Annotated in this window: 20 protein-coding genes; 14 read left to right on the top strand and 6 right to left on the bottom strand. The window is 69.4% G+C overall.

The window, feature by feature from the left end; genetic code table 11:
* Positions 1–2 precede the first annotated feature (2 nt).
* The 6 genes from OQ968_RS20170 to OQ968_RS20145 are packed head-to-tail and all read left to right on the top strand — an operon-like array spanning position 3 to position 7,983.
* Positions 3–1,217 carry an MCE family protein gene (locus tag OQ968_RS20170; RefSeq protein WP_324681040.1) on the top strand — a complete coding sequence of 405 codons (1,215 nt, stop codon included), beginning with the start codon at positions 3–5 and terminating at the stop codon, positions 1,215–1,217.
* Between the two features lie 10 nt (positions 1,218–1,227).
* On the top strand, positions 1,228–2,259 hold the full coding sequence (locus tag OQ968_RS20165; protein WP_324681039.1) for an MlaD family protein: 1,032 nt from the start codon (positions 1,228–1,230) through the stop codon (positions 2,257–2,259).
* Positions 2,256–3,800, top strand: a complete 1,545-nt coding sequence (locus OQ968_RS20160; RefSeq protein ID WP_324681038.1) for an MCE family protein — start codon at positions 2,256–2,258, stop codon at positions 3,798–3,800. Before OQ968_RS20165 ends, OQ968_RS20160 begins: the two co-directional genes overlap by 4 nt.
* Complete coding sequence (locus OQ968_RS20155) at positions 3,797–5,290, top strand: virulence factor Mce family protein (RefSeq protein WP_324681037.1); 1,494 nt, start codon at positions 3,797–3,799, stop codon at positions 5,288–5,290. Before OQ968_RS20160 ends, OQ968_RS20155 begins: the two co-directional genes overlap by 4 nt.
* Before the next feature lie 5 nt (positions 5,291–5,295).
* Positions 5,296–6,429 (top strand): virulence factor Mce family protein, encoded by a 1,134-nt coding sequence (locus OQ968_RS20150; protein WP_420715967.1) that lies wholly within the window; start codon positions 5,296–5,298, stop codon positions 6,427–6,429.
* 3 nt (positions 6,430–6,432) lie between these two features.
* The gene (locus OQ968_RS20145) at positions 6,433–7,983 is read left to right on the top strand and encodes an MCE family protein (RefSeq protein WP_324681035.1); all 1,551 of its coding nucleotides are present in this window, start codon (positions 6,433–6,435) and stop codon (positions 7,981–7,983) included.
* A gap of 114 nt (positions 7,984–8,097) precedes the next feature.
* Here the strand turns inward: OQ968_RS20145 and OQ968_RS20140 are convergent, their stop codons facing one another.
* Positions 8,098–8,793: a TVP38/TMEM64 family protein gene (locus OQ968_RS20140; protein WP_324681141.1), complete on the bottom strand. Its 696-nt coding sequence runs from the start codon at positions 8,791–8,793 to the stop codon at positions 8,098–8,100.
* 209 nt (positions 8,794–9,002) lie between these two features.
* Between OQ968_RS20140 and OQ968_RS20135 the strand changes: the two genes are divergently transcribed.
* The 4 genes from OQ968_RS20135 to OQ968_RS20120 all read left to right on the top strand — a co-directional run bounded on the left by OQ968_RS20135 (position 9,003) and on the right by OQ968_RS20120 (position 11,524).
* The gene (locus OQ968_RS20135) at positions 9,003–9,728 is read left to right on the top strand and encodes a hypothetical protein (protein WP_324681034.1); all 726 of its coding nucleotides are present in this window, start codon (positions 9,003–9,005) and stop codon (positions 9,726–9,728) included.
* Between the two features lie 123 nt (positions 9,729–9,851).
* A complete protein-coding gene (locus tag OQ968_RS20130; protein WP_324681033.1) occupies positions 9,852–10,838 on the top strand; it encodes a hypothetical protein in 987 nt (328 codons plus the stop codon).
* 54 nt (positions 10,839–10,892) lie between these two features.
* Positions 10,893–11,117, top strand: coding sequence for an antitoxin (locus tag OQ968_RS20125; RefSeq protein ID WP_324681140.1), 225 nt, complete (start codon positions 10,893–10,895; stop codon positions 11,115–11,117).
* A complete protein-coding gene (locus tag OQ968_RS20120) occupies positions 11,117–11,524 on the top strand; it encodes a TA system VapC family ribonuclease toxin (protein ID WP_324681032.1) in 408 nt (135 codons plus the stop codon). Before OQ968_RS20125 ends, OQ968_RS20120 begins: the two co-directional genes overlap by 1 nt.
* Here the strand turns inward: OQ968_RS20120 and recD are convergent.
* Genes recD through recC form a run of 3 tightly spaced genes read right to left on the bottom strand, consistent with a single transcriptional unit; the run spans position 11,517 to position 19,830 of the window.
* Positions 11,517–13,247 carry an exodeoxyribonuclease V subunit alpha gene (gene recD, locus OQ968_RS20115; protein ID WP_324681031.1) on the bottom strand — a complete coding sequence of 577 codons (1,731 nt, stop codon included), beginning with the start codon at positions 13,245–13,247 and terminating at the stop codon, positions 11,517–11,519. The genes OQ968_RS20120 and recD overlap by 8 nt on opposite strands.
* Positions 13,244–16,525, bottom strand: coding sequence for an exodeoxyribonuclease V subunit beta (gene recB / locus OQ968_RS20110; RefSeq protein WP_324681030.1), 3,282 nt, complete (start codon positions 16,523–16,525; stop codon positions 13,244–13,246). The genes recD and recB overlap by 4 nt, the downstream gene beginning before the upstream one ends.
* A complete protein-coding gene (gene recC / locus OQ968_RS20105) occupies positions 16,525–19,830 on the bottom strand; it encodes an exodeoxyribonuclease V subunit gamma (RefSeq protein ID WP_324681029.1) in 3,306 nt (1,101 codons plus the stop codon). Before recC ends, recB begins: the two co-directional genes overlap by 1 nt.
* Before the next feature lie 66 nt (positions 19,831–19,896).
* On the opposite strand from recC, the gene OQ968_RS20100 reads away from it, so the two are divergent.
* Genes OQ968_RS20100 through OQ968_RS20085 form a run of 4 tightly spaced genes read left to right on the top strand, consistent with a single transcriptional unit; the run spans position 19,897 to position 22,673 of the window.
* Complete coding sequence (locus OQ968_RS20100; protein WP_324681139.1) at positions 19,897–20,412, top strand: nitroreductase family protein; 516 nt, start codon at positions 19,897–19,899, stop codon at positions 20,410–20,412.
* Positions 20,399–21,169 (top strand): class I SAM-dependent methyltransferase, encoded by a 771-nt coding sequence (locus OQ968_RS20095; RefSeq protein ID WP_324681028.1) that lies wholly within the window; start codon positions 20,399–20,401, stop codon positions 21,167–21,169. The genes OQ968_RS20100 and OQ968_RS20095 overlap by 14 nt, the downstream gene beginning before the upstream one ends.
* A gap of 22 nt (positions 21,170–21,191) precedes the next feature.
* On the top strand, positions 21,192–21,659 hold the full coding sequence (cynS, locus tag OQ968_RS20090; RefSeq protein ID WP_324681027.1) for a cyanase: 468 nt from the start codon (positions 21,192–21,194) through the stop codon (positions 21,657–21,659).
* A complete protein-coding gene (locus tag OQ968_RS20085) occupies positions 21,660–22,673 on the top strand; it encodes a patatin-like phospholipase family protein (RefSeq protein WP_324681026.1) in 1,014 nt (337 codons plus the stop codon).
* A gap of 135 nt (positions 22,674–22,808) precedes the next feature.
* Here OQ968_RS20085 and OQ968_RS20080 read toward each other — a convergent pair whose 3' ends face one another.
* Positions 22,809–23,288 carry a hypothetical protein gene (locus OQ968_RS20080; protein ID WP_324681025.1) on the bottom strand — a complete coding sequence of 160 codons (480 nt, stop codon included), beginning with the start codon at positions 23,286–23,288 and terminating at the stop codon, positions 22,809–22,811.
* Positions 23,285–25,741, bottom strand: a complete 2,457-nt coding sequence (locus OQ968_RS20075) for a nitrate reductase (RefSeq protein WP_324681024.1) — start codon at positions 25,739–25,741, stop codon at positions 23,285–23,287. The genes OQ968_RS20080 and OQ968_RS20075 overlap by 4 nt, the downstream gene beginning before the upstream one ends.
* Positions 25,742–25,753 lie beyond the last annotated feature (12 nt).

Below are 25,753 nucleotides of genomic sequence, written 5' to 3'. Positions count from 1 at the left end.
CCATGACGACGATGCTGACGCCGACGCGACGACGGGTCGTGCTGTACCTGGAGGGCGTGGCGTTGCTGGTGGTCGGCGCGCTGGTTCTGACGTTGGTGTACATGCAGTTTCGCGGCGACTTCACGCCGAAGACCGAGCTGACCATGGTGGCGTCGCGCGCGGGCCTGGTGATGGAGCCGGGTGCGAAGGTCACCTTCAACGGGGTGGCGATCGGCCGGGTGGCCAGCATCTCGGAGACCGAGCGCGACCGCGTCCCGGCGGCGAAGCTGGTGCTGGAGGTCAATCCGAAGTACATCGACCTGATTCCGGCCAACGTGTCGGCCACCATCGAGGCTGCCACCCTGTTCGGCAACAAGTACGTGTCGCTCATATCGCCGAAAAACCCCAAACCCCAACGGATCTCACCGCACGACGTGATCGACGTGCGGTCGGTGACCACCGAGTTCAACACGCTGTTCGAGACGATCACCTCGATCGCCGAGAAGGTGGATCCGATCGAGCTCAACGCCACGCTGTCCGCGCTGGCGCAGGCGCTGGACGGGCTCGGCGGGCGCTTCGGGGAGTCGCTCGTCAACGGCAATCAGATTCTGCAGCAGTTGAACCCGCGGGTGAATCAAATCGGTTACGACGTGCGGCGGTTGGCCGATCTCGCCGAGACCTACACCCGCGCTTCGCCGGACTTGTGGGCCTTTCTGCAGAACGCGCTGACCACCGCCCGCACCCTGACCCGGCAGCAGGGCGACCTGGACGCCGCGCTGCTGGCGGCGGTGGGCGTGGGCAACACCGGCGAGGACATCTTCGCCAGGGGCGGGCCGTATCTGGTGCGCGGTGCGGCCGATCTGGTGCCCACGGCCGAGCTGCTCGACACCTACAGCCCGGAGGTGTTCTGCACGATCCGCAATTTTCACGACGCCGCGCCGTTGGTCGCGAACGCTGCTGGGCGCAACGGCTATTCGCTGACGGCGTTCGGAACGCTGCTGCCGGCGCCCAACCCCTATGTCTACCCGGACAACCTGCCCCGGGTGAACGCCCACGGTGGGCCCGGTGGGCGGCCGGGCTGCTGGCAGACGATCACCCGTGACCTGTGGCCGGCGCCGTACCTGGTGATGGACACCGGCGCCAGCCTCGCGCCGTACAACCACTTCGAACTCGGCCAGCCGCTGTTCGCCGAGTACGTCTGGGGACGCCAATACGGGGAGAACACGATCAACCCATGACGAGGATTCCATGAAAATCGGTGGCACGGCAGTCAAACTCGGCATCCTGTGGCTGGTCCTGTTGATGTTCACCGTGGTGATCGTCGTCGTGTTCGGCCAGGTGCGCTTCGACCGCACCACCGGGTATTCGGCGCTGTTCAGCAACGCCAGCGGGCTGCGGGCCGGGCAGTTCGTGCGGGCCGCGGGGGTGGAGGTCGGCAAGGTCTCCAAGGTGACGCTGATCGACGGGGACAAACGGGTGCTGGTGGACTTCAAAGTGGACAGCTCGCTGCCGCTGGACAAGGCGACCACCGCGTCGATCCGCTACCTCAACCTGATCGGCGACCGCTACCTGGAACTCAAGCGCGGCGACAGCGGTCACCGGCTGGCCCCGGGCGGCACGATCCCGCTCGAGCACACCCAGCCGGCCCTGGACCTCGATGCCCTGATCGGCGGGTTCCGCCCGCTTTTCAAGGCGCTGGACCCGGACAAGGTCAACAGGATCGCCCAGTCGATCATCACCGTGTTCCAGGGGCAGGGCGCCACCATCAACGACATCCTCGACCAAACCGCCTCGCTCACCACAACATTGGCCGACCGCGACCGGGCGATCGGCGAGATCATCAACAACCTGAACACCGTGCTGGCGACCGCCGTCAAGCATCAGAAGGAGTTCGACCGGACGGTCGACAAGCTGGAGGTGCTGATCACCGGCCTGAAGAACAGGGCCGACCCGCTGGCCGCGGCGGTGGCGCACATCAGCGACGCCGCGGGAACCCTGTCCGACCTGCTGGGTGAGGACCGGCCGCTGCTGCACAGCACCGTCGGCCACCTCGAGGACATCTCGCAGGCGCTCATCAACGACCTGCCGAAACTCGACGACGTGTTGGGCAAGCTGCCTGGCGCATACCGGATCATCGGCCGCGCCGGCGGCACCTACGGCGACTTCTTCAACTTCTACCTGTGCGATCTTTCCCTGAAGGTCAACGGGTTACAGCCCGGCGGTCCGGTCCGCACCATCAAGCTCTTCGGGCAGCCCACCGGAAGGTGCACGCCGCAATGAGGACGCTGACCGAATTCAACCGCGGCCGCGTCGGGCTGATGGGCGTGGTGGTCACGCTGCTCGTAGTCGCTGTGGGGCAAACCTTTTCCAGCGTCCCGATGCTGTTCGCCACGCCGACCTACTACGCGGAATTCACCGACACGGGCGGCATCAACACCGGCGACAAGGTGGAAATCGCCGGCGTGGACGTCGGCCTGGTGCGCTCGCTGGCGATCCGCGGCAACAGGGTCGCGATCGGCTTCACGCTGGACGGCCGGACGGTCGGGTCGCAAAGCCGGGTGGCGATCCGCACCGACACCATTCTCGGTCGCAAGAACATGCAGATCGAACCGCGCGGCTCAGAGCCGTTGCGGCCCAACGGTTTGCTGCCGTCGACGCAAACCACCACGCCGTACCAGGTCTACGACGCCTTCGTCGACGCCACGAAGGCGGCGACGGGCTGGGACATCGAGGCCACCAAACGCTCGCTGAAGGTGTTGTCGGAGACCTTCGATCAGACCGCCCCGCACCTGAGCGCCGCCCTCGACGGGGTCCGGGCGTTCTCCGACACCATCGGCCGGCGCGGCGATCAGCTCAAGCAACTGCTGGCGAACACCAGCAAGATCGCGCGCGTGCTCGGCGACCGCGGCGGCCAGTTCAACGGGCTGCTGGTCAACACCAACACCCTGCTGATCGCGTTCAAGCAACGCAGCCAGGCGCTGAGCATCCTGCTGAGCAATGTGTCGGACGTGTCGAGCCAGGTGTCCGGCCTGATCAAGGAGAACCCCAACCTCAACCACCTGCTGGCGCAGCTGAGCACGGTCAGCGACGAACTGGTCAAGCGCAAGAAGGACCTGGCCGACGTGCTGACGCTGTTTAGCAGGTACACCGCGTCCCTGACCGAGGCCGTCGCCTCCGGGCCGTACTTCAAGGCCATCGTCGCGAATCTGCTTCCCTACCAGATCCTTCAGCCGTGGGTCGACGCGGCCTTCAAGAAGCGGGGCATCGACCCGGAGAACTTCTGGCGCAGCGCCGGGCTGCCCGAGTTCCGGTGGCCCGATCCCAACGGCGCCCGGTTGCCCAACGGCGCGCCGCCGCCGGCCCCTCCGGTCCGGGAGGGCACACCGGAGCATCCGGGGCCGGCCGTCCCGCCCGGATCGCCGTGCTCCTACACGCCCGGGCCCGGCGCGTCCCCGCGGCCCGACAACCCGCTGCCCTGCGCCGGCGCCGCCATCGGCCCGTTCGGCGGCCCCGCCTTCCCGGCGCCGCTCGACGTCCAGACGTCACCGCCGCAGCCCGACGCCCCGCCGCCGGCGCCGGGCATCCCGATCGCGGGCCGGCCCGGTGAGCCGGCGCCGGACGTCCCCGGTGTGCCGACGCCGCTGCCCGAGCACGTGCCTCCCGGCGCACGCACCGAACCGCTCGCACCGGCCGGGCCCACGCCGCCACCGTCGACGTTCGCGCCGGGCCTGCCGCCGGGCCCCACAGCGCCACCGGGGCCGGGGCCGCAGCTGCCGGCGCCGTTCGTCACGCCCGACGGCACGGGAGGTAGCAGTCAGTGAGCACCATCTTCGACATCCGCAGCCTTCGACTGCCGAAACTGTCGGCCAAGGTGGTGCTGGCCGGGGTGATGGCAATTGTGTTGGCGCTCATCGCGATTGTCGTCGGGGTGCAGCTGTACCGGAAGCTGACCAACAACAGCGTCGTCGCGTACTTTTCCGAGACGCTCGCGCTGTACCCGGGCGACAAGGTGGAGATCATGGGGGTGCGGGTGGGTTCGATCGACGCGATCGAGCCCGCCGGTGACAAGATGCGGGTCACCTTCCACTACAGGAACAAGTACAAGGTGCCGGCCAACGCCACCGCCTCGGTACTCAACCCCAGCCTGGTCGCCTCGCGCACCATCCAGCTGTCGCCGCCCTACACCGACGGGCCGGTGCTGAAGGACGGCGCGGTGATCCCGATCGAGCGGACCCAGGTGCCCGTCGAGTGGGACCAGCTGCGCGATTCGATCAACGGGATCCTGCGGCAGCTCGGGCCGACACCGCAGCAGCCCGAGGGACCGTTCGGTGAGCTCATCGAATCGGCCGCGGACAACCTGGCCGGCAAGGGCAAGCAGATCCACGACACGCTGTACAGCCTGTCGGAGGCGTTGACCGCGCTGAACGAGGGGCGGGGAGACTTCGTCACGATCACCCGAAGCCTGGCGCAATTCATCGGCGCGCTGTACCGCAACGACCAACAGTTCGTCGCCCTCAACGGCAACCTGGCCCAGTTCACCGACTGGTTCACCAAGTCCGATCACGATGTGGCCGACACGGTCGCCCGCGTCGACGACGTACTCGCGGATGTCCGAAAGTTTGTGAGCGACAACAGGTCCCTGCTGACTCACGACGTCAACAACCTGGCCGAGGCGACCACGGAGCTGCTGCAACCGGAACCGCGCAACGGCCTGGAAACGGCGTTACACGTGCTGCCCACCTTCGCGGGCAACTTCAACAACATCTACTATCCGGCGCACAGCTCGCTGGTGGGGACATTCGTGTTTCCCAACTTCGCGAACCCGATTCACTTCATCTGCAGTTCGATTCAGGCCGGCAGCCGGCTGGGCTATCAGGACTCGGCCGAGCTGTGTGCGCAGTATCTGGCGCCGGTCCTGGACTCCATCAAGTTCAACTACCTGCCGTTCGCCGCCAACTTCTTCAGCTCGGCGAACACCTTGCCCAAGGAGGTCGCCTACTCCGAGGACCGGCTCCGCCCGCCGCCGGGGTACAAGGACACCACCGTCCCGGGAATCTTCTCGCCGGACACACCCTTTTCGCACGGCAACCACGAACCGGGCTGGGTCGTCGCGCCCGGGATGCAGGGCACGCAGGTTCAGCCCTTCACCGCGAACATGCTGACCCCGGAATCGCTGGCCGAGCTGATGGGCGGTCCGGACATCGCGCCCCCGCCGCCGGCAACCAACCTGCCCGGACCCCCGAACGCCTACGACGAGTCCAATCCGCCTGCGCCACCGTGGTTTGCGCCCCCGCCGGGGGCGGGCCGGTGAAGCGCCTGATCGCCGGCGCCGGTCGCCGCGCGCTCGTGTTGTTACTGGCCGCCGTGGTGACGTCGTGCAGCTGGCGGGGCATCGCCAACGTGCCGCTGCCGTACGGCCGTGGCACGGGTTCGCATCACATGACGATCTACGTGCAGATGCCCGACACGCTGGCGCTGAACACCAACAGCCGGGTGCGGGTCGCCGACGTGTGGGTCGGCACGGTGCGTGACATCCGGCTGAAGAACTGGGTCGCGATCCTGACGCTGGACCTCGACCCGAGCGTGCAGCTGCCGGCGAATGCGACCGCCAAGATCGGCCAGACCAGCCTGCTGGGCACCCAGCACGTCGAGCTGGCGGCGCCGAAAAACCCGTCGCCGCAGCCGTTGAAGACCGGCGACACCATCGCCCTGGCGAACTCGTCGGCCTACCCCACCATCGAAAGGACGTTGGCCAGCATCGCGGTCATCCTCACCGGCGGCGGCATCGCGAACCTCGACGTGATTCAAACCGAAATCCTCAAGGCCCTCGACGGCCACGTCGATCAGGTCCGCGAATTCCTCAGGCGGCTGGACACTTTCACCGCCGAACTGAACCGCCGACGCGACGACCTAACCCGCGCGATCGATTCGACCAACGAGCTGCTGAGCATCATCGCGAGCCACAACGACACGCTGGATCGGTTGCTCACCGACATTCCGCCGCTGATCGAGCATTTCTCCGACACGCGCGAATTGTTCGCGAACGCCATCGAATCGCTGGGCCGGTTCAGCGACGTCGCCAACCGGGCGCTGTCGGACTCGCGGCCCGATCTCCACCACAACCTGCAGTCGCTGCAGCGACCGTTCATTCAACTCGGCCGGGCCGCGCCGCTCGTCGTCGACTCGTTGCGCCTGGGCCTCACAGCGCCTTTCAACATCGACGGCGTCCCGAAGGTGATCCGCGGCGACTTCGTCAACGTGTCGGCCGGGATCGACCTGACGCTGTCCGCCCTCGATAACGGGCTGCTGACCGGAACCGGACTGTCGGGCATGTTCCGGGCGCTCGAGCAGGCGTGGGGGCGGGATCCGGCCACCATGGTCCCCGATGTCCGCTATACGCCGAACCCGAACGACGCCCCGGGGGGCCCGCTGGTGGAAAGGGGTGAGTGAGAGATGCTGACCCGCCTCATCAAGACCCAACTGGTGTTGTTGGTGGTGCTGGCGATCGGTGCGGTGGTGGTCCTGGGCTGGTACTTCCTGCGGCTACCCAGCCTCGTCGGCGTCGGGCGCTACACGCTGTACGCCGAACTGCCGCAGTCAGGGGGCCTGTATCGCACCGCCAACGTCACGTATCGGGGCATCACCATCGGAACGGTCACCGCCGTCGAACCAACCCAGCGCGGCGCGCGGGCGACGATGAGCATCGACGACGGCTACCAGATTCCGAACGACGCGTGGGCCAATGTGCATTCGGTGTCTGCGGTCGGCGAGCAGTACATCGATCTGGTGTCGACCCGCACCGGCGGTCCGTACCTGCGGAGCAACCAGACGATCACCAAGAGCACGGTGCCCAGCCAGATCGGCCCGGCGCTGGATGCCGCCAACCGTGGGTTGGCGGTGCTGCCCAAGGACAAGGTGGCGTCGCTGCTGTACGAGGCGTCGCAGGCGCTGGGCGGGCTGGGGCCGTCCCTTCGGCGCCTGGTCGACGCGACTCAGGGCATCAGCCACGACTTCAGGGGCAGCCTCGACGACATCGACGACATCATCGAGCATTCGGCGCCCATCATCGACAGCCAGGTCAATTCCGGTGACGACATCGGGCGTTGGGCCGCCAACCTCAAGACGCTGAGTGCGCAGACGGCACAACAGGATCCGGCGATTCGTCGCATCCTGGCCAACGCGGCGCCGACGGCCGAGCAAGTCAACGCCACGTTCGGCGACGTGCGCGAGTCGCTGCCACAGACCCTTGCCAACCTCGAGGTCGTGCTCGACATGCTGAAGCGCTACCACAACGGCGTCGAGCAGGCGTTGGTGTTCTTGCCGCAGTCCGCCGCGATCGCCCAGTCGGTCACCTCGGAATTTCCCGGCCAGGCCTCGCTCGGCTTCGGCGCCCTGTCCCTCAACCAGCCGCCGCCGTGCCTGACCGGCTTCCTGCCGGCATCGGAATGGCGGGCGCCGGCCGACACCAGCACCGCGCCGCTGCCCGCCGGCACCTACTGCAAGATCCCCATGGACGCGCAGAACGTGGTCCGCGGGGCACGCAACGACATATGCGTGGACGTGCCCGGCAAGCGGGCGGCGACCCCGCGCGAGTGCCGCAGCAACGCGCCGTACGTGCCGTTGGGTTCCAACCCGTGGTACGGGGACCCGAACCAGATCCTCACCTGCCCCGCACCGGCCGCGCGTTGTGACCAGCCGGTGAAGCCCGGCCTGGTGATCCCGGCGCCGTCGGTCGACAACGGCCTCAACCCGCTGCCCGCCGATCAGCTGCCCGGCACGCCGCCGCCGGTCAGCGATCCGCTGCAGCGACCGGGATCGGGGACCGTCCAGTGCAACGGGCAGCAACCCAACCCCTGCCTCTACACCGCCGGTGCGGTTCCCACGTCGATCTACGACGTGCAGAGTGGCAAAGTCGTGGGGCCCGATGGGATGGTCTATTCCGTCGCGAACTCGGCCAACATCGGGGATGAGGGGTGGAAGGAGATGCTGACACCGGCGCGCTGAGATTGGGCGGCAAGTGCATCACATGACGCGTTTGTCACATTCGCCACATCAGTCGCTGCCCGGAGGGCGACCAACGATTTGTCCACCTACGCGCGACAACCGCGGCGCTGTTGCTCATTCATCGCCGCGGCGGTTGTGCGCGCGCCATTTTCGATATCCCTGCCGCGCGGCGAACGCGCCGACGATGGCGCTCACGCACCACACCGCGACGGCCGCGTATGCCAACGCGGGCGACCGATTCCCGATCGACGCGCCGAGAGCGGTGTAGGCGAATGCGCGCGGTATCGAACCGATGAACGAGCCAATCGCCATCTGCCACAACGGAACACCGAATGCCCCGAACGCATAGGAGGCGAGCGCGTCCGAGATGCCGGGGACGAAGCGTTGGCCCACGACCGCCCACAGCCCCCGCCGATCGATCAGCGCGTCGATGCGGTCGGCGCGTCGGGCGCCCAGCAGCGCCCGGGCGCTGTCGCGGCCGGCCCGGCGGCCGACGAGGCTCGCGACGATCGCGGTGCCCACCGTTGCGCCGAGCGTCACCGCGATGCCCAATCCGGGCCCGAACAGTAGCCCGCTGCCTGCGGCGAGGATCGAGCCGGGAACGAACACCGCGCCCAGAACTGCCGACACCGCGACATAGGTCAGCGGTGCCGCGGGGCCCGTCGCCAGCACGGTCCGCCGCACCGTTTCGACGTCGATCACTCGGGTGACGGCGACCAGAAGGTAGAGCGCGAGGAGGAAGCCGGCGAACACGGCGAGCCGCACGATGTGGCGTCGTCGGGATGTCGGTGGGGAGGCGTCGTCGACCATGCTGACCGCGATTGTTCCGCACACACCGAAACTTGTCGGTGGCCCGCGCTACCTTTGGCTCAATCTCATGCGACGCCTCCATCCGGACGGCGCGCCAAGCCTGCGCTCAGCGGGAGGTATCCATGGCGCATTTTTCGGGCGACTCGCCAACCGGGTCCCGGGTCATTCTGCTCGGGGACCACGACACGGTGCTACGGCACCGTGACCACTTGACGGAGCACGCGGCGCGGCAGGGATGTCGCATCGCCGAGGTCTTCTCCTTCGAGCCGGGCGAGGCGGCGGCGGCCGACGAGCTGACCGAGATCGACGCCGTCATGTCGGCGCTGGGCCGCGCGATAGCGGGCCGCATGCACATCTGGGTGCCGTTTGCGGGCCCGGATCTCGGGCGGGAGCAGCACTGGCGGCGCCTGAGCCTGGTGCTGCAGCGGCACGGGTTGAACCTTCGGGTCGGTCGCGAACTCGACCCGTGCCCGGTCACCGGCGGGTACAGCGAAATCGACTTCGCCCTCCGGCGCGAAGTCCAGGCCGTCGACGAGCTCGACAACGCGGTACTCGCGGCTCTCGGAGCCGAAAGCCTCAGCCGTGAAATCGAATTGGGCCTGGTTGCCGCCGGGGCCGGTGCGCCCGCCGGGGCGGCGGCGCGACGCGTTCCGACCGGAGTCGGCACCGATGCCGGTGCTTACGCGGAACGTGTTGTGCCGCCGGCGCTTCCGGCACCCGCCGCGCCGTGGGCGCAGCGCCAGCCGGTGCTGAAGCGCTACGTCCGTTGGCTCGTGCACGGCTGTGGCGTCACGCAAGTGGCCACCGCGCGGGTTCTCAACTCGGCCGGACAGCGCACCCAGAAGGGCCACCCGTGGCGACCGACAACCGTATCCGCGCTGCTCAACGGCCACTACGACCACGGGATGTCCGCGGGTGACGCACCCCGCCGATGACGAGCGCGCCGCATTTGCCCGGCGAGGCTCCCGCCGTTCCGAACGAACATGTCGGACCCCTGAAGGACACTTGGCGCAGTCGACGTGATGCCCTAGCTCGCGTCAATATCGAAGGGGGCCAACATGGGCAACAGGGCGAACTTGGTGATCGTGAAAGACCAGGACTGGCAGCTCTATTACTCGCACTGGGCGGGCTGCCGCATCCTCGATGCGCTGATCGGTGGGCCGGAACTGGCCCTGCGGTATATACAGTCGCTACGGCGCTGCGGTAAAGACGAGTGGACCGATCCATTGTGGGCTGACGGCGGCGCGGTGGTCGACCTCGATCGTCGCAGGCTGTTGTTCTTCGGCGATGAGCTGATGGTCGACATGGCCGAACGCCGGGCCGTGATGACTGTGCTCGCCGCGATATGGCCCGCCTACGAGATCGGCTGGGCCTATGACGGAACCGTCGAACTCGCGGGGTATGTGGGGGCCGAATTGCGGTGCCATACCTCGGGTACCGAGGCACCCGTTGAGCTCGAACAGCAAAACAGGTTGTGTCATCTGGTTTCCGTTGTAGATGACACAGGCAAAGTTCGGATGTGGCCACTGCAGTGGGACGTCAGTCCGGCATGGCATGGGCCCGGGTTGATCCGCAAGCTCCCCGGCCGTGGTGTCCGTAGCTTGACCCGGAGCAGGATCCCCCTGGGTGGCGTTCACATCGACATAGCCCGAAAGACGTTGGGAGCGTGGCAAACCGCCGACGCCATGGGCGTTTTCAAAGCCCTGCCCGGCCTATGGAGCGGATGGCAGACGGAATGCTGGGAGGATCGGTTCGAGGAACAGGCTCTTCGCTGCGGCAGGGCTCTGCGGCTTCCCGAATTGGACTTGGCTGCTGGCATGGACAGCCTGCAGGCCTGGATCCGCCGCCGGGTGTTTCAAAGCTTCGCCGATAGCCCGGCTGGGCACATCGCCGAAATCGCCAACTTGCTCGCCCCAATCGAACCCGGTTTGGCGGTGAGCGACGACGCCCTCACCAATGACGGAGTTCGCCCAACCGAGGCCGAGTGGGCGGCCTTCGTCGCCGCATGCGATTTGCTACGGGTCGACCGTGCTCAGTCAGCGTGATCTAGTCCTATACTAGCATCTCTGCATCATGATGCAGAGATGCTAGGCTTGGGTATGCGCACCACGATCGACCTTCCGGAGGATCTCCACAGGCAGGCGCTGGCCATCGCACGAGACACCCATCGCACGCTGAGCGCCACGGTCGCCGACCTCATCCGACGCGGCCTCAGGGCCGACGGCACAGGTGCGCCCTCCCTAGACCCGAGGACGGGGCTGCCCTTGGTGAGCGTGGGCGTGGTCGTGACATCCGAGGACGTGCGCGAATTGGAGGATGAGTAGTGACGACGCTGCTTGACGCGAACGTGCTGATCGCACTTGTCGTCACAGAACATGTGCATCATGACGCCGCCGTCGAATGGCTGTCGGCATCCGATAGCGAATTTGCGACGTGCCCGATCACCCAAGGAAGCCTTGTTCGATTCCTCGTGCGGAAAGGGCAATCCGCGGTGGTCGCGCGCGACGTGGTCGGCGCAATCGAAGCTGTCACGCGTCATGAATTCTGGCCGGACGGCGTCTCTTTCGCCCACGTGGAGTTGGAAGGAGTGGTCGGCCACCGACAGGTAACTGATGCCTACCTTGCTCAGTTAGCCCGAAGCCGCAACGGGAAGTTGGCAACACTCGACAGCGGCCTGGCATACCAGCACAGTGATGTCGCGGTGCTCATTCCCACCGCCGCGATCAACTAGCCGCGGACTCTCGCAGCCGAAGCGCCAACCCGCTGGCGCGCATCGCCCGCCGCGCGATCGCGGCGCGCACGGAAGCCTCGGACCCGACCACGCGGACCTTGCCCTTCGCGCGGGTCACCGCGGTATAGAACAACTCCCGCGTCAGCAGCCGCGAGTCCTCGCCCGGCAGCAGCACCGTCACCTCGTCGGCCTGGCTGCCCTGGGACTTGTGGATCGTCATCGCGTGCATGGTCTCGACATCGCTGAGGCGGCTGGTCGCGAAGTCGACGGGCCCGGTCACGCCGGCGATGACGGCACGCAACCCGTCGGGACCCGCCACCGCGACGCCGGTGTCACCGTTGAACACGCGCAGCGCGTAGTCGTTCGCGGTCACCAGCACTGGGCGCCCGGCGTACCACTCCGACCACGGCGGCAGGCCCGTTTCCTCCGAAAGCCACTGCTCCACTTGACGATTCCAGCGCCGCACCCCGAACGGGCCCTGCCGGTGCGCGCACAGCAGCCGATGCTCGTCCAGCGTCGCCAGCGCCACATCGGCGGCGCCCAACGCCGCCGCCTCTCGCAGCCGAAGCGCGTGCGGCAGCAGGATCGGCCGCAACCGATCAACGACGTCGTCGTCCTCGACGAACTCGATGTGCTCGTCACCGGATCGCAGCAACGTCAGCGCGCCCTCCGCGTCGCCCGCCCGGATCGCGTCGGCGAGAAAGCCGATCGACTCGCCGAATCGATGCGACGTCCGCAGCGCCGCCACCCGCACGTCGCCGCGGCCCGACAACCCGTCCACCAGGTCCGCCAGCACGGCGCCGGCCTCGACCGACGCGAGCTGGTCGGGATCGCCGACCAGGATCAGCCGGGCGTCCGGCCGCACCGCTTCCAGTAGCCGCGCCATCAGCGTCAGTGACACCATCGACGTCTCGTCGACCACGATCACGTCGTGCGGCAACCGGTTTCCGCGATCGTGGCGGAACCGCGAGGACGAGTCCGGCCGGCGACCCAACAGCCGATGCACCGTCATCGCCTGCAGCCCGCCCAGGCGCTCGCGGTCGACCGCATCCAGCCTGGCCACTTCGCGCTGCACCGCTTCGGCAAGCCGGGCCGCGGCCTTGCCCGTCGGCGCCGCCAGCGCGACCCGAGGGGGAGCCGACCCGGTGAGCTCGCCCTGCCCGGCCACCACCGCGAGCAGCCGCGCGACGGTGGTCGTCTTGCCGGTGCCGGGGCCGCCGGTGAGCACCGTCACCCCTTGCGACAGCGCGATTTCCACCGCCTCGCGCTGCTCGGAGTATTCGGGCGGGAAAAGCCGCGAGGAGATGGGCAACTCGCGCGCCGATCCGGACGCCAGCAGCGCCAGCAGGTCGTCGCACACCTGCTTTTCCTCGCGCCAGTACCGGTCGAGGTAGAGCAGCCGGTCGTCATAGAGATGCAGCACCGGCGGTTCACCCACCAACGCGCTCGCCCGCACCGCGGCCAGCCACTCCACCGGTTCCGGCCACGGCACGTCGCCCGAACCCACCGCCGCCGCGACCGTCTCGAGCTCGACGCACACCGACCCGCCCCGCAGCGCGCGCACCGCCAGCGCCACCGCCAGGGCCACCCGTTCGTCGTCTTCCCGGGCCAGCACGCAGAGTCGTTGCGCCACACGCACATCCGAGAGATCAAGCACACCGGCCGTGTTGAAAGCCCCCAGCAGGCCCTCGACGCCGACGGCGACCTCCACGTCCGCCGTCACGCTGCCCGCCTTCCCTCGTCCAGCAGATCCGACAGCGCCACCACCAACTCGGGCGGCGGCTGCCAGCCGAACACGCCGCACGGGTACCCGTCGACCACCGGCGTGTCGGCACCGCACATGCCCCGCACGAACAGATACAACACCCCGCCCAGGTGTCGCGCCGCGTCGTAGCCGCTCACCCGCCAGCGCAGGAACCGGTGCAGCACAACGGTGTACAGCAGCGCCTGCAGCGGGTAGTCCGAATGCAGCATGGCCTCGATCAACCGGTCGCGGCCGTAGTCGGCCGCGGTGTCGCCGAGGTGGTTGGTCTTGTAGTCCACCACCAGGTAGCGCTGGCCGGGCAACCGCAGCACCGCGTCGATCGAGCCGGTCAGGTACCCGCGCAGCGATTGACCACCCAGCCCGCCCGACGTCAATCGCTCGGCGTAGGACCCCAGCGGATCACCGGCGGGCAGGTGCACCCGCAGCAGCTCGCCCACGTCGGACAACGAGACGTCGGGCGCGGCAACGCGGACGTCGCCGCCGCCCAGCGGGATCTCGAAGTCCAACTCCCGCAGGCGATCCCGCAGACCGATCCGCCGCAGCGTCAGCCCGCCCGCCAGCGGCCCGAGCGACGTGTCGTGCATCGGGACCAGGGCGGCCGCCAGCGCGGCGGCGTCGACGTCGACGGCCCACCACGCCAGGTGCCGCCGCACCTGCTCCTCCAGCCCGGCGGCGAGGTCGGGCACACCCGGGTCCGTGGTCTCGAGCACCGCGTGCACCAGCGACCCGAATGCCGCTCCGGCCGGCATCGCGCTCAGCGGCGACTCGACGTCATGGCCGACGCCGGGCGCGGTGACCACGACGCCCTCCACCTCGTCGTCGCGCACGCCGGCCTCCGGCTCGCTGTCCGTGCCGAGCGCGCGGGCGGTCTCGCCGCCGCGAACCAGCGCCGAATACGAGGTGCGTCGCCATCCGGTGTCGATCGCGCGGTGGAAATGCCGGACCTCGAAATGGGGGACGGGCGGCGCGGCGGGCCGCGCCGTCGGCGCCGCGATCCTCGACTCCTCGACCGCCGGCCCGCCCGCGTCCTGCCACCGCCCGAACAACGCCCACGCGTCGTCGTCGGTGATGGCCGGTTCGTACTTGTCCGGCACCCGCCCCTCGCCGATCCCGCGCCCGCGCAGCAGCCGCGACAGCCCGCCGTTGCGCTCGTCCCACGTCGGCGCCCACCACGCCACCACCTGCGATTGGGCCCGGGTCAGCGCGACGTAGGTGACGCGGACGTTGTTGCGGGCCTCCTCGCTGCGGTGCAGCTCCTCGACCACGCGGCGGTCGGGGCTGTCCTTGCCACCGACGTGCAGGCAGCGGGTGTCGTTCTCGTCGTGGTAGAGCAGGATGTCGTTCTTGCGGACGTTGCGGTTGAAGGCGAACGGCAGGTAGACGATCGGGAACTGCAATCCCTTGGCCACGAACACCGTCATGATCTGCACGGCGGCGGCGTCGCTGTCCAGGCGGCGGTTGCGTTCGGATTCGCCGGTGCGGTCGGCGCACTGCCGGCGCAGCCAATCCCGCAGCGCCGGTAGGCCGTAGCGTTCCCGGTGCGCGGTCTCGTGCAGCAGTTGCGCGATGTGCTCCAGGTCGGTCATGTGCCGCTCGCCGCCCCATTGCGCCAGCACCCGACGGCCCATGCCGCCCAGCTGGGCGGCCTCGAGCACCGCGGCGACCCCCCGCTGCCGGGCGTGGGAGGCCCACTCTCGCAGCGTGGCGGCGACCCGGTCGGTGAGCGCATCGCCCTCGGCGGCAAGGGTTTCCGCGGTCTCGCCGAAGAACATCGTGCACGCCGCGGCGCGGACCACCCCGCTGCGGTGCGGCGCGTCGAACGCCTCCAGCAGGCACAGCCAGTCCTTGGCGGCCTGCGACTCGAACACGTCGGTGTCGCCGGTGTAGATCGCGGGAATGCCGGCCGCGGCCAGCGCATCCCGGCACGCCCGCGCGTCCCGGTGCTGCTCGACGATGACCGCGATGTCACCGGCCTCGACGGGCCGGCCGGCATACGTGGCGCCGGAGGCCAGCAGCGCCCCGATGTCGGCGGCCAGGTCGGCGGGAATGTGCCGGCGCAGCACGTCGATCGGGATGTTGTCGGTCTCGTCGTAGCCGAGGGCGGGACGTTTGACGACGCGCAACCGAAACGGCGCGTTGCGCGGCGCCCCGGCCAGCCGGCGCCCGGCGTGCTGAGCGTGGATCTCGTGCACGACGATGTCGGGGTGGCCCAACGCCGCGCCGCGCAACACGGCCTGCAGGCTGTCGACCAGCGCGCGATCGCTGCGCCAGTTGACGCCCAGCGTGTAGTGGGCCCCGGCCGTGCGGGCGGCCCGGAGATAGGTGTGGATGTCGCCGCCGCGGAAGCCGTAGATGGCCTGCTTCGGGTCGCCGATCAGGATCAGCGTGGAGTGGCCGGCGAACGCGCACTCGAGCACCCTCCATTGGATGGGGTCGGTGTCCTGAAACTCGTCGACCAGCACGATCCGCCAGCGCCCGCGCATCCGGTCGCGGGCCGGGGAGTCCTGCGCCGCAAGGGCTTTCGCCAGCCCGGTGAGCAGGTCGTTGAAGCCGGCCACGCCGAGCCGGCGCTTGCGGTGTTCGAGCTCGGTGAGCACGTCGCGGGCGAAACGCAGCCTGGCCGCGGGCGTGCTGCCCGGCTCGGGGTCGAGCGGCCGCAGTTCCGCGCACGGGTCGTCGACGACGTCGCGGGCCAGCGTCAGCGCTTCGTCATACGTCAGCGGCGGCTCGTCTTCGCCGGCGCCGAACCGGGCGAGGTAGAGGTCGTCGACGATTTCGGTGACCAGGCCGTCGAGGCTTTCGACGAGCCGCACACCGGCGGCCGTATCACCGGCCACGCCAAGCGATCTCAGCACCGACCCGCAGAACTCGTGCGTGGTCGCGATGGTGGCGGCGTCGAAGTTCGCCAGCGCGTCGCGCAGCCGGGTCCGCCGCGCGGCGCGCTCGGCGTCGGTGCCGCGCAGCAGGTGCGCGACGAGGTCGCTGTCCGGCGCCGGGCGGCCCTCCAACGCGGCCACCGCCGCAGAGATCTGGTCGCGCACCCGTTCGCGCAGCTCGCGGCTGGCGGCGCGGTTGAAGGTGATCAGCAGCATCTCGTCGAGGGTCGCGCCGGTCTCGGCCAGATAGCGGGTGACCAGGCCGGCCAGCGCGAAGGTCTTGCCGGTGCCGGCGCTGGCTTCCAGCACGGTGGTGGAGCCCGGTGTCGGCAGCGGACCCAACAGGTCGAATGGTTCCATCAGGCGGGCCTTCTTTCGGCGGCCAGCAGCGGCAGCCACAGCCGGGCGGCCAGCGCACCCAGCCGGGTGTCCTCGCCCGGCATCGCCAGTTCCGGTTCGGGCGGCCCGAGCAACGCGTCGAACGGGGCCTTGGGCCCCCATACCCGCACGTGCGCCGACTCCCCGTCCTCGCCGTCGTGAAACTTGTTGGACTCCCACTTTTTTCGGGCTTCCCGCACAGGGTCCCGCCCGCGGTGGCGGCGTTCGGCCCACGCGTAGGACGTCTTGAGCGGCAGTGGCAGCGGCTCCCGGCGTCCCGCATCGAAGATCGCGACCAGGTCGCGCAAGACGGACACCGGATCGGGCGGCGCCCCCAGCGCGCAGACCTCGATGGTGTCCCTGCCGCCGCGCCCGATGCAGATCGCGGTCCAGTCGCCGCGCGGGTGGCCGGCGGCGAGCGCGACCAGCGAGACCCACGCCTGGAGTTTGTGTTTGGCGGCCAGCCGCGAGTAGCTGACGTCGACGATGCGGTTCTCGAAAACCCGGTTGACGGTGCCGGTTACGCGGCGGCCGGGGGCGCCGGGCCCGCCCAGGTCGACGGCGATGTCACGGGCCTGCGCCGGCACCCGTTGGTGGCTTTGCGCGATGCCGGCCAGCTGGGCGGCCGTTTGGCTGATCGCGTCGGCCTTGCGCCAGCCCAGGCGCAGCGGCGGCAGCGTGCCGCGGCGCCATTCGGCGTTCATCGCCACGTTGCGGTCCATGCCCCGCAGGATGTCGTGCAGCATCCGGTCGCCGACGACCCAGGCCTGAAGCGGGTCGATGTCGACGGGCATCTCGTCCTCGATCCCGTCGACGTCCCACGGCAGCGTGCAGTCGAGCGCCCGGAAGAACCCCTTGACTGGGTCCTTGAAGAAGTCGAGCAGGTCGGCCAGTGACACGTCGCCGGCCGGCGACACCGGCAGCGGCCCGGCGATGAAAGGCGTTGGCGCGCAGCGGTCCCCGGTGGCGGCCCGTGCCGCGGCCAGCGCGGCCGGGTCGAAGGTGAACGCCGTCCCGGGAACCAGCGCGCCGGGGGTGACGTTGCGGCGGTCGAACGGCTGCAGCGGATGGTGGGTAAGAATGTGCCGGCGCGCCGGGGTTTCCGTCGTCCGATCCAGCGCATCCAGCACCTCGGCCAGCGGGACCGCGGGCGGGCGCGGGTGCCCGGTGTGCTCGTCGTTGCCGGTGTAGGTGATCACCAGCGTCTCGGTCGCCGCGCACACCGCGTCGAGCAGCAATTGCCGGTCCTCCGAACGGATGTCGCGCTCTCCGGTCATCGGGTCGCGCGCCAGCGCGTCGTCACCGTCGGGAACGTCCAGTCGCGGGAAGACGCCGTCGTCGAGCCCGACCAGGCACACCACCCGGTGCGGTACCGAGCGCATCGGGACCATCGTGCACGCGGTCAGCGTCCCGGTGCGGAAGTTGGCCCGGGTCGGGCGTCCGGCCAACTGTGTGGACAGCAGCGCGCGCACGTCGGGCAGCCGCAGCGGCGTCGGGGCCCGGGCGCCGGCCCGCGCGACGACCTCGGCGAACTCCCGTTGCAGCTGCGCCTGTTCCCAGGCGTCGTCCGAGCGGGTGAGCAGGCCGACGCCGGTGGTCAGCGCGTCTACCCAGTCGGCCAATGACTGTGTGCGGCTGAGGCTTTCGATGATGCGTTGCAAGCGCTCCACGTATTCGGTGAGCCGCCCGGCCAGCTCCACCCGATTGCTGCCGACGTCGTCGAGGGGCAGCGCGGTGCCCAGCCATGCCTGCGAGTCGTCCGACATCGCCACCCCGGTCAGGATGCGGTCGAGCCCGAACCGCCACGTGTTGTGGACGACCTTGGCCAGGCCGTACGGCCGGCGATACTCCGGGTCGAAGCCCCAGCGGATGTTCGCCGAACAGACCCATTCGGTGATCGCGTCGAGGTCGTCGTCGGTGAACCCGAATCGGGCCCGCACCGGTTTGGCCTGGGCGAGGTTGAGCACCTGGCTGGCGGTGACCCGCGTGCCCGCGATGGCGAGCAGCTCGGCCGCCACCCCCAGCAGCGGATTGGTCTGCGTCGGTGAGCGGTCGGCGAGCCTGACCCGCAGTTGGTGCGCGGGATGGGTGTCGCCCGCGACATCGCCGAGCCCGAAGCCGGCGACGATCAGCGGCGCGTAGGTGTCGATGTCGGGGCACATCACCACGATGTCGCGGGGTTGCAGCGTCGGGTCGTCGGCCAACAGGCCGAGCAGCACCTCACGCAGCACGTCGATCTGCCGCATGGGGCCGTGGCAGCTGTGCACCTGCACCGAGCGGTCCGCGGCGGCCAGCACCCGGCCGTCGGGCCGGACCGCGTTGGCGGCGATGTCGGCCTGCAGCCAGCCCAGCAACGTGTCGGGTCTGGTTGTGCCGCTTGGCCATTGCAGGTATTCGTCGCCGGCCGGGCAGGCGGGCAGTGCGCGCTGCAACTCGCGCAGGTCGCGGCCCAGCGTCTCCAGCAGCGGATGCCTGGCGGCGGCCCGGCTGGTGTCATCGCGGCGCGGCACGGCGCCGTGCAGCCCCGCCAGCGCCCGCCAAAGCTCGTCGCTGGGGTGTGGCAGCCACAGGTGCAGCTCGTGGTGGGCCGCCACCGCGTCGAGCAGCTCCACCTCGGTGCATGCCAGGCGGGTGTGCCCGAACAGCGACAGCCGCGGCGGCAGGTCGCCGGGCCCCGAGCGCAGCCGCGCGACGGTCTGCTGGTGGCGGACGTGCGGGGGATCGGCTCCGATGCGCGTGACCAGCGCCCGCCACAGTTCGGGCTGCCAGAGCAGATCCTCGTCGAGGCCCCGCGGGTCGCCGTCCAGCCAATCGGCGAGCAGCCGCGGGCGCTGCCGGGCATAGGAGGCGAACAGCCCGGCCAGCCGGCGCGCCACCGCGTAGCGCCGCCCCTTGCGCAGCTCGGCCTCGACGGGGTCGGCGTCGAAGTGGCCCAAATGGGTTGCCAGCGTTCGGCACCACGGCTCGTCGAGGCTGCGGTCGATGGCCTCGAGCAGCGGCCACGTCATCGCCTCCGGCGACCATGGGTCGTCGTCGACCGTGCCGGTGATCTCCGCTATCAGCGACGCCGGGCTGCGGAACGCCACCCCCGCGCACACACCGTCGCCGGCGCCGGGCGTGCACCCCAGCACGTGCGACAGCCGCTGGCTGAGCCAGCGTTCCACGCCGCGCGCCGGCACCAGGACCAGCTCCTCGGCGAACGGGTCGGGCAACGGGCTGGCCAGTAGGGCGCCGAGAGCGTCGGCAAGCAGGTCGGTGCGCTCGGCGCGGTGGAGATGGAGGGCCATTGCGCTGCCACCATAGAACGCCTCGCCGACAACGGTGGCAGCATGGGCCGAGACGGGAGGAACGACATGGAAGCTTGGGACGCGATCTGCGCCCGGCGCAATGTGCGGGAGTACAAGCCGGAGCCGGTGCCGGAAGCCGATCTGAACCGGATCGTCGAGGCGGGCTGGCGGGCGCCGTCGGCGAAAAACCGCCAGCCATGGGACTTCGTGATCGTCACCGACCCGGCTCAGCTGCAGCAGCTGTCGACGGTCTGGCGGGGCGCCGGCCATATCGCCAAGGCCGCGGCCGCGATCGTCCTGGTGGTGCCGGTGCCGCCGGACGACCGCAGGCTGGTGACCGACAACTACGACGTCGGTCAGGCGACGATGGCGATGATGATCGCGGCCACCGACCTAGGGATCGGCACGGGGCATTCGTCGGTGGGGGATCAGGAGAGGGCGCGCGCCATCCTGGGGGTTCCCGACGATCACCTGGTGGCCTTCATGCTCGGCCTCGGCTACCCCGCCGACCGGCCGCTCGCCCCGATCCGCAAGCCGAATCGCCGGCCCTTCGACGAGGTGGTCCACCGTGGCCGTTGGTGACGCGGTGAGCACCGTGCGCAAGGGCGAATACGGGTACGACGGGTCCTTCCACACCGTCTCGGCCGGAGCCCAGTTGACCGGCGTCGCAACCACATCCGCGGTTCTGTTCGCGGGCGCCGGCTTCGCGCTGGCCCGGGGCAACCGATTGGCGGCCGGGCTTGCGGCGGCATCGGCCGTCCAGATCCTCGCGACGGCGGTCTCCTACATCTACTCGACGAGAGCGGGCAAGTTCCGCGTGTGGGACGACATTCTCGACAACCTGCGACTGCGCGGCGACGAAACGCTGCTCGACCTCGGATGCGGGCGCGGCGCGGTGTTGCTGGCCGCGGCCAAGCGGTTACCGCGGGGCCGCGCGGTAGGCGTCGACCTGTGGCGCGCCGACCAGACCGAAAACTCCCGGGACGCAACGCTGTTCAACGCGGCGCTGGAAAATGTCGCCGAGCGCGTCGAGGTGCGCACCGCCGACATGACCGCCCTGCCGTTGGACTCCGAGAGCGTCGACGTGGTCGTCAGCAGCCTTGCGATCCACAACATTCCGACACGTGCGGGCCGGCGCAAGGCTTTGGACGAAGCGGTTCGGGTGTTGCGCCCGGGCGGCCGTCTGGCCATCGCCGACCTGTGGGAGACCCGCCAGCACGCCGCTCGTTTGCGGGAACTGGGCTGGCTCAACGTGCGGCGCCGCAACCTCGGATTTCGCATGTGGTATGGCGGCCCCTGGTTCTCGACGCGTCTGGTCACCGCCACCAAGCCGGGGTGAGCCCGCGCTGGCGCATGCGTGCATGCTGGGACCCATGACGAGAAACGAACTCACCGAACAGATCGTCGTCGCGCGGCTGGCGAAGGGGCTGACGTGGCAGGAGCTGGCCGACGCGATCGGCAGGCCGGTGCTGTGGACCACGTCGGCGCTGCTTGGCCAGCACCCCATTTCCGCCGAACTGGGCAAGGTCCTGGCGAAGATGCTCGGCCTCGACGAGTCGGTGGTGCCGGTGCTCGCCGCCCCGCCCATGCGTGGCGGACTGCCCACGGCCGTGCCGACCGACCCAACCATCTACCGCTTCTACGAAGCCCTGCAGGTGTACGGCGGCGCCATCAAGGAACTCATCCACGAGCAGTTCGGCGACGGCATCATGAGCGCGATCAACTTCAGCGTGGACCTGCAGAAGAAGACGCACCCGTCGGGCGACCGCGTTGTCGTGACGTTCGACGGCAAATTCCTTCCCTACGACTGGGTTTCGGCGGAGAAGTAGATGGCGGCCAGGGCGGCGCAGCCGAAACCCGTGGATCTGGTGCTCTCGGGCGGCGGCGTCAAGTTCATCGGCCTGGTGGGCGCGGTCGTCGCGCTGATGGACGCCGGATACTCGATCAAGAGGGTCTCGGGCGTTTCGGCCGGGTCGGTGGTCGCGGCGATCTTGGCGGCCGGCACCAAGGACGACCAGCTGAGCGCCGCGGACATGAAGGAACTCGCCTTCTCGGTGCCGCTTAGCAAGTGGCGCGACGCGGGGCCCGTCCCCTATCTCGGTGCCGCGTGGGGACTGGTGCGGGAAACGAGCATGTATCGCGGTGACGTCGCCTACGACTGGATTCGCGGTGAGCTGAAGAACCTGGGCGTCAGCTCCTTCGGTGATCTCGTCCTCGACGACGAAGACCTGATCAAGGGGTGGCAATACCGGCTGGTGGTCACCGTCGCCGACCTGACCGCGGCGCAGCTGGTGCGGCTGCCCTGGGACTACCGGCGGCTCTACGGGCTGGACCCCGACGAGCAGCCGATCGCCCAGGCGGTGCGCGCGTCGATGGCGATCCCGTTCTTTTACCGCCCGGTGAAGCTGAGGAGCGTCACCGGGGCGACGTCCACCCTCGTCGACGGCGGTGTGCTGTCGAACTTTCCGATCGACACCTTCGACCGGCCGGACGGCAAGCCGCCGCACTGGCCCACGTTTGGGGTCACCGTTCTGCCGAGGCTCACCGAGGGCCTCGGCACGGTGATGCCCGCGCTGAAACCCCTGCGCCTTCTCGAGCAGACGGCGCTGCTGGAAAGCCTGCTGACCACCATCCTCGCCGGGCATGACCAGACCCACCTGAACCAGCCGTGGGTGTCTTCCCGCGCGATCCCGGTCGAATCGACGGATGTGGGCGTGCTCGACTTCGATATCTCCCGGGGACGCCTCGAAGAGCTCTACGACAGGGGGTATGCGGCGGCGCAGGAGTTCCTGTCGACGTGGGACTGGGCGGCCTATCTCAAGCGCTTCCGCTGGACGGTTTGACGAAGGGTGAAGTGACGGCCCGGCGCGGGCGTGTCACACTTCCGAATGGAGGAGGCGACGTGAGGGGAGGCGGTTGCCCGGGCAACCGCATCGCCTTCTCCGCGACAACCGAATCATGGTGTAGCACACCAGCTTTCAACTCGTCAACGCCTGCGGCGAGAGTTCCTTCAGCATGGCGTTGGCCCACCTCATCTGGCGCAAGGTCTCCGGGTGGCAGCGCGAGGTCAGGCCCAACAGCTCCGCGTCGCGAGCGGCCTGCGCCGCTTGCCCCAGCAGCTCCCAATCAAGCGACGTCCCGGCCGCCAGCCGATGGATGCGGCGCAGGTCGGCCAGCAGCAGCAGCGCCGGCTCGGGGCGGTGGCGCAACATGTCGCTGGCCCGCGCCTGGACGAAACCGGTGACCGCACTGGTCCACGGGTGCGCGTTGAGCCGCAGCCCGTAATGCCGGCCGTGCCGGGCCAGCCTCTCCAGATGATCGCGCGACCACCCGGCCAGATCGCCCGCCAGGTGCGCGACGTCCTGGTCGCTGTGGTGCCGGGCGGCCATCACGTTGAGCTGGTGGGTGAGTTTGCGTTCGGAGCGATGCAGCTCGCGGATCGCCAGCTTGAGCTTCATGGCCGGCCCTCGTCGACCCGCACTTCGCCCGACCGGGCCGCGATCCCGCCCTCGGTGGCCGGCACCGAGCCGTTGACCGGCGCGGACGCCGTGGTCGTCGGCGCATACGCATCGACCGGCAGACCGTGTGACCGGCTCTTCGCCAGCCGCGCGGCGGCGGTCTTGTAGATGGGTTGCTTGGACGCCGGATCCCAGTCGGTGACGGTGAGCTCGTTGCCGGCCCGGTGATGGCCCCGCTGACGACCATCGCCGCCGGTGTCCCAGTAGCCGTAGTGGAAGGGCACGAACAGCACCCCCTCGCGGATGCCGCTGATCCGGGCGGGGCAGGTGATCGTGCCGCGCGGCGTGCCGACCTCGACGCGATCGCCCTCGGCGATCCCGAGGCGGCGCGCGTCCGGCTCGGAGACTTCCACCCACACCTCGGGCGCGGCGCGCTGCAATTGCGGCGCCCGCGCGGTCTTGGTGCGGGTGTGGAAGTGGTACAGGGTGCGGCCGGTGATCAACGCGAACGGGTAGCTCGACGTCGGCCGCTCGTGCGCCGGAATGTATTGCGCGGCCTTGATGATCGCCTTGCCGTGCGGGTTCATCGCGCGGTATTCGGTGGGCTCCAGCGGGGCGCCGGTGATCAGGTCCTTGCCGTACGCCTCGCAGTAGTCCGGTGCGGCCCAGAACCTGCCGTCGACATACAGCCGCTCGGTGCCGTCGGGATGTTCGGCGTTGCAGGGCCATTGGATTCCGCTGCCGCCGCGCAGCTTCTCGTAGGTCAGTCCGGTGTAGTCGCAGGGCCGGCCGGCGCTGCACCTCTTCCACGCCTCGAAGGCCGACTCCGCGTCCGTCCATGCGGGCAGCGGCTGACCGTCCTTGTCGCGGAAGTCCATCCGCCGCGCGTAGTCGAGGAAGATGTCGAGGTCGCTGCGAGCCGAACCCGGTGGCTCGACGGCCTTTTCGGAGAGGTGCACGGTGCGGTCGGCGTTGGTGAACGTTCCGGTCTTTTCTCCCCACGCGGCTGCGGGCAGCACCACATCGGCCAGCTCGGCCGTCTCCGTCAGGAATATGTCCTGGACCACCAGGAACAACCGCTCCTGGGCCAGGATCCGCCGGACGCGCGCCAGCTCGGGCAGCGACACCGCGGGGTTGGTCGCGGTGACCCACAGCATGCGCAGCGTGCCCTCCTCGGCGAAGCGAAACATCTGCATCGCGTGCGTCGGCGGCCCGTAGTGCGGAATCTGTTGCGGCTCAAGGTTCCACAGCTCGGCGAGCTCGGCGATGTGGTCGTCGTTGGCCCAGTTGCGGAAACCCGCCAGGTCCCCGTCGGCGCCGCACTCGCGGGTGTTCTGCGCCGTCGGCTGACCGTTCATCTGCAGCACGCCGCACCCCGGCTTGCCGAGCATGCCCCGCACCAGGTGAACGTTGTTGACCTGCACGGCGGCCGCCGTGGCCTGATGGGATTGGTAAAAGCCCTGCAGCACGGTCGACAACAGCCGCTCGGCGGTGCCCAGCAGCCGCGCCGCGCGCCGGATGTCCCGGGCGTCGACGCCGCAGATCGCGGCGGCCCGCTCGGGGGTGAAGTCCTCGACGCGCCGACGCAACTCGTCGAAACCCACTGTGTGCGTGTCGATGTAGTCGTGGTCCAGCCAGTCGTGCGCGATGATCTCGTGCAGCAGGCCGTTCATCAGCGCCACGTTGGTGCCGGGCAGCGGCGCCAGGTGAACGGTCGCGTGCTCGGCCACCGGCGTGCGCCTCGGGTCCACGCACACGATGGCCGGCGGTGCGGCGCCGGCGAGCCGGTCGAGCATGCGTGCCCACAGCACCGTCTGCGTCTCAGCGACGTTGTGCCCGAACAATGCGATGACGTCGGCGTGATCGACATCGGTGTAGGAACCGGGCTGGCCGTCGCAGCCGAACGACTCCTTCAGGGCCTCGGCGGCCGTCGCCGTGCACAGCCGCGTATTGCCGTCGACGTGGTTGGTGCCGATCGCGCCGTGGGCGATCACACCCTGGGTGTAGTACTCCTCGAGGAAGAGTTGTCCGGAGGTGTAGAAGCCGATCGACCCGGGGCCCTGGGTGTCGAGCAGCTGCCTGCTGCGGGCCACGATGCGGTCCATGGCGGTGTCCCACGAGCAGGGCCGCAACTCGCCGCCGGTGCGAATCAACGGGCTGGTCAGGCGGTCCGGGGATGCATTGGCCTGCCAGCCGAACAGGTCCTTGGGATCGAGGCGTCCATGGTTGACCCGGTCGACGGCACGCCCCCGGACACCCACGATGCGTCCGTCCTTGACGGCGATGTCGAGCCCGTCGCCGTTGGAGTGCAGCACGGCCGCCGACTGCACCCACTGCACCGACTCCGGGTCGACGTCCCCGATCAGGTAGTCGTCGACGCGCCGCGGCCAGGGCCAGCCGGGTTCGTACGGCGTCCGCGTGCCCCACGGGTGCGCGATTCGGTCGGTGACCACGCCTGAGGCGTA

The sequence above is a fragment of the Mycobacterium sp. 663a-19 genome, from assembly GCF_035616495.1.
GTDB lineage: Bacteria > Actinomycetota > Actinomycetes > Mycobacteriales > Mycobacteriaceae > Mycobacterium.
Note: the sequence above shows the minus strand (reverse complement) of the source record. Positions and strands in the feature narration are given on the sequence as shown.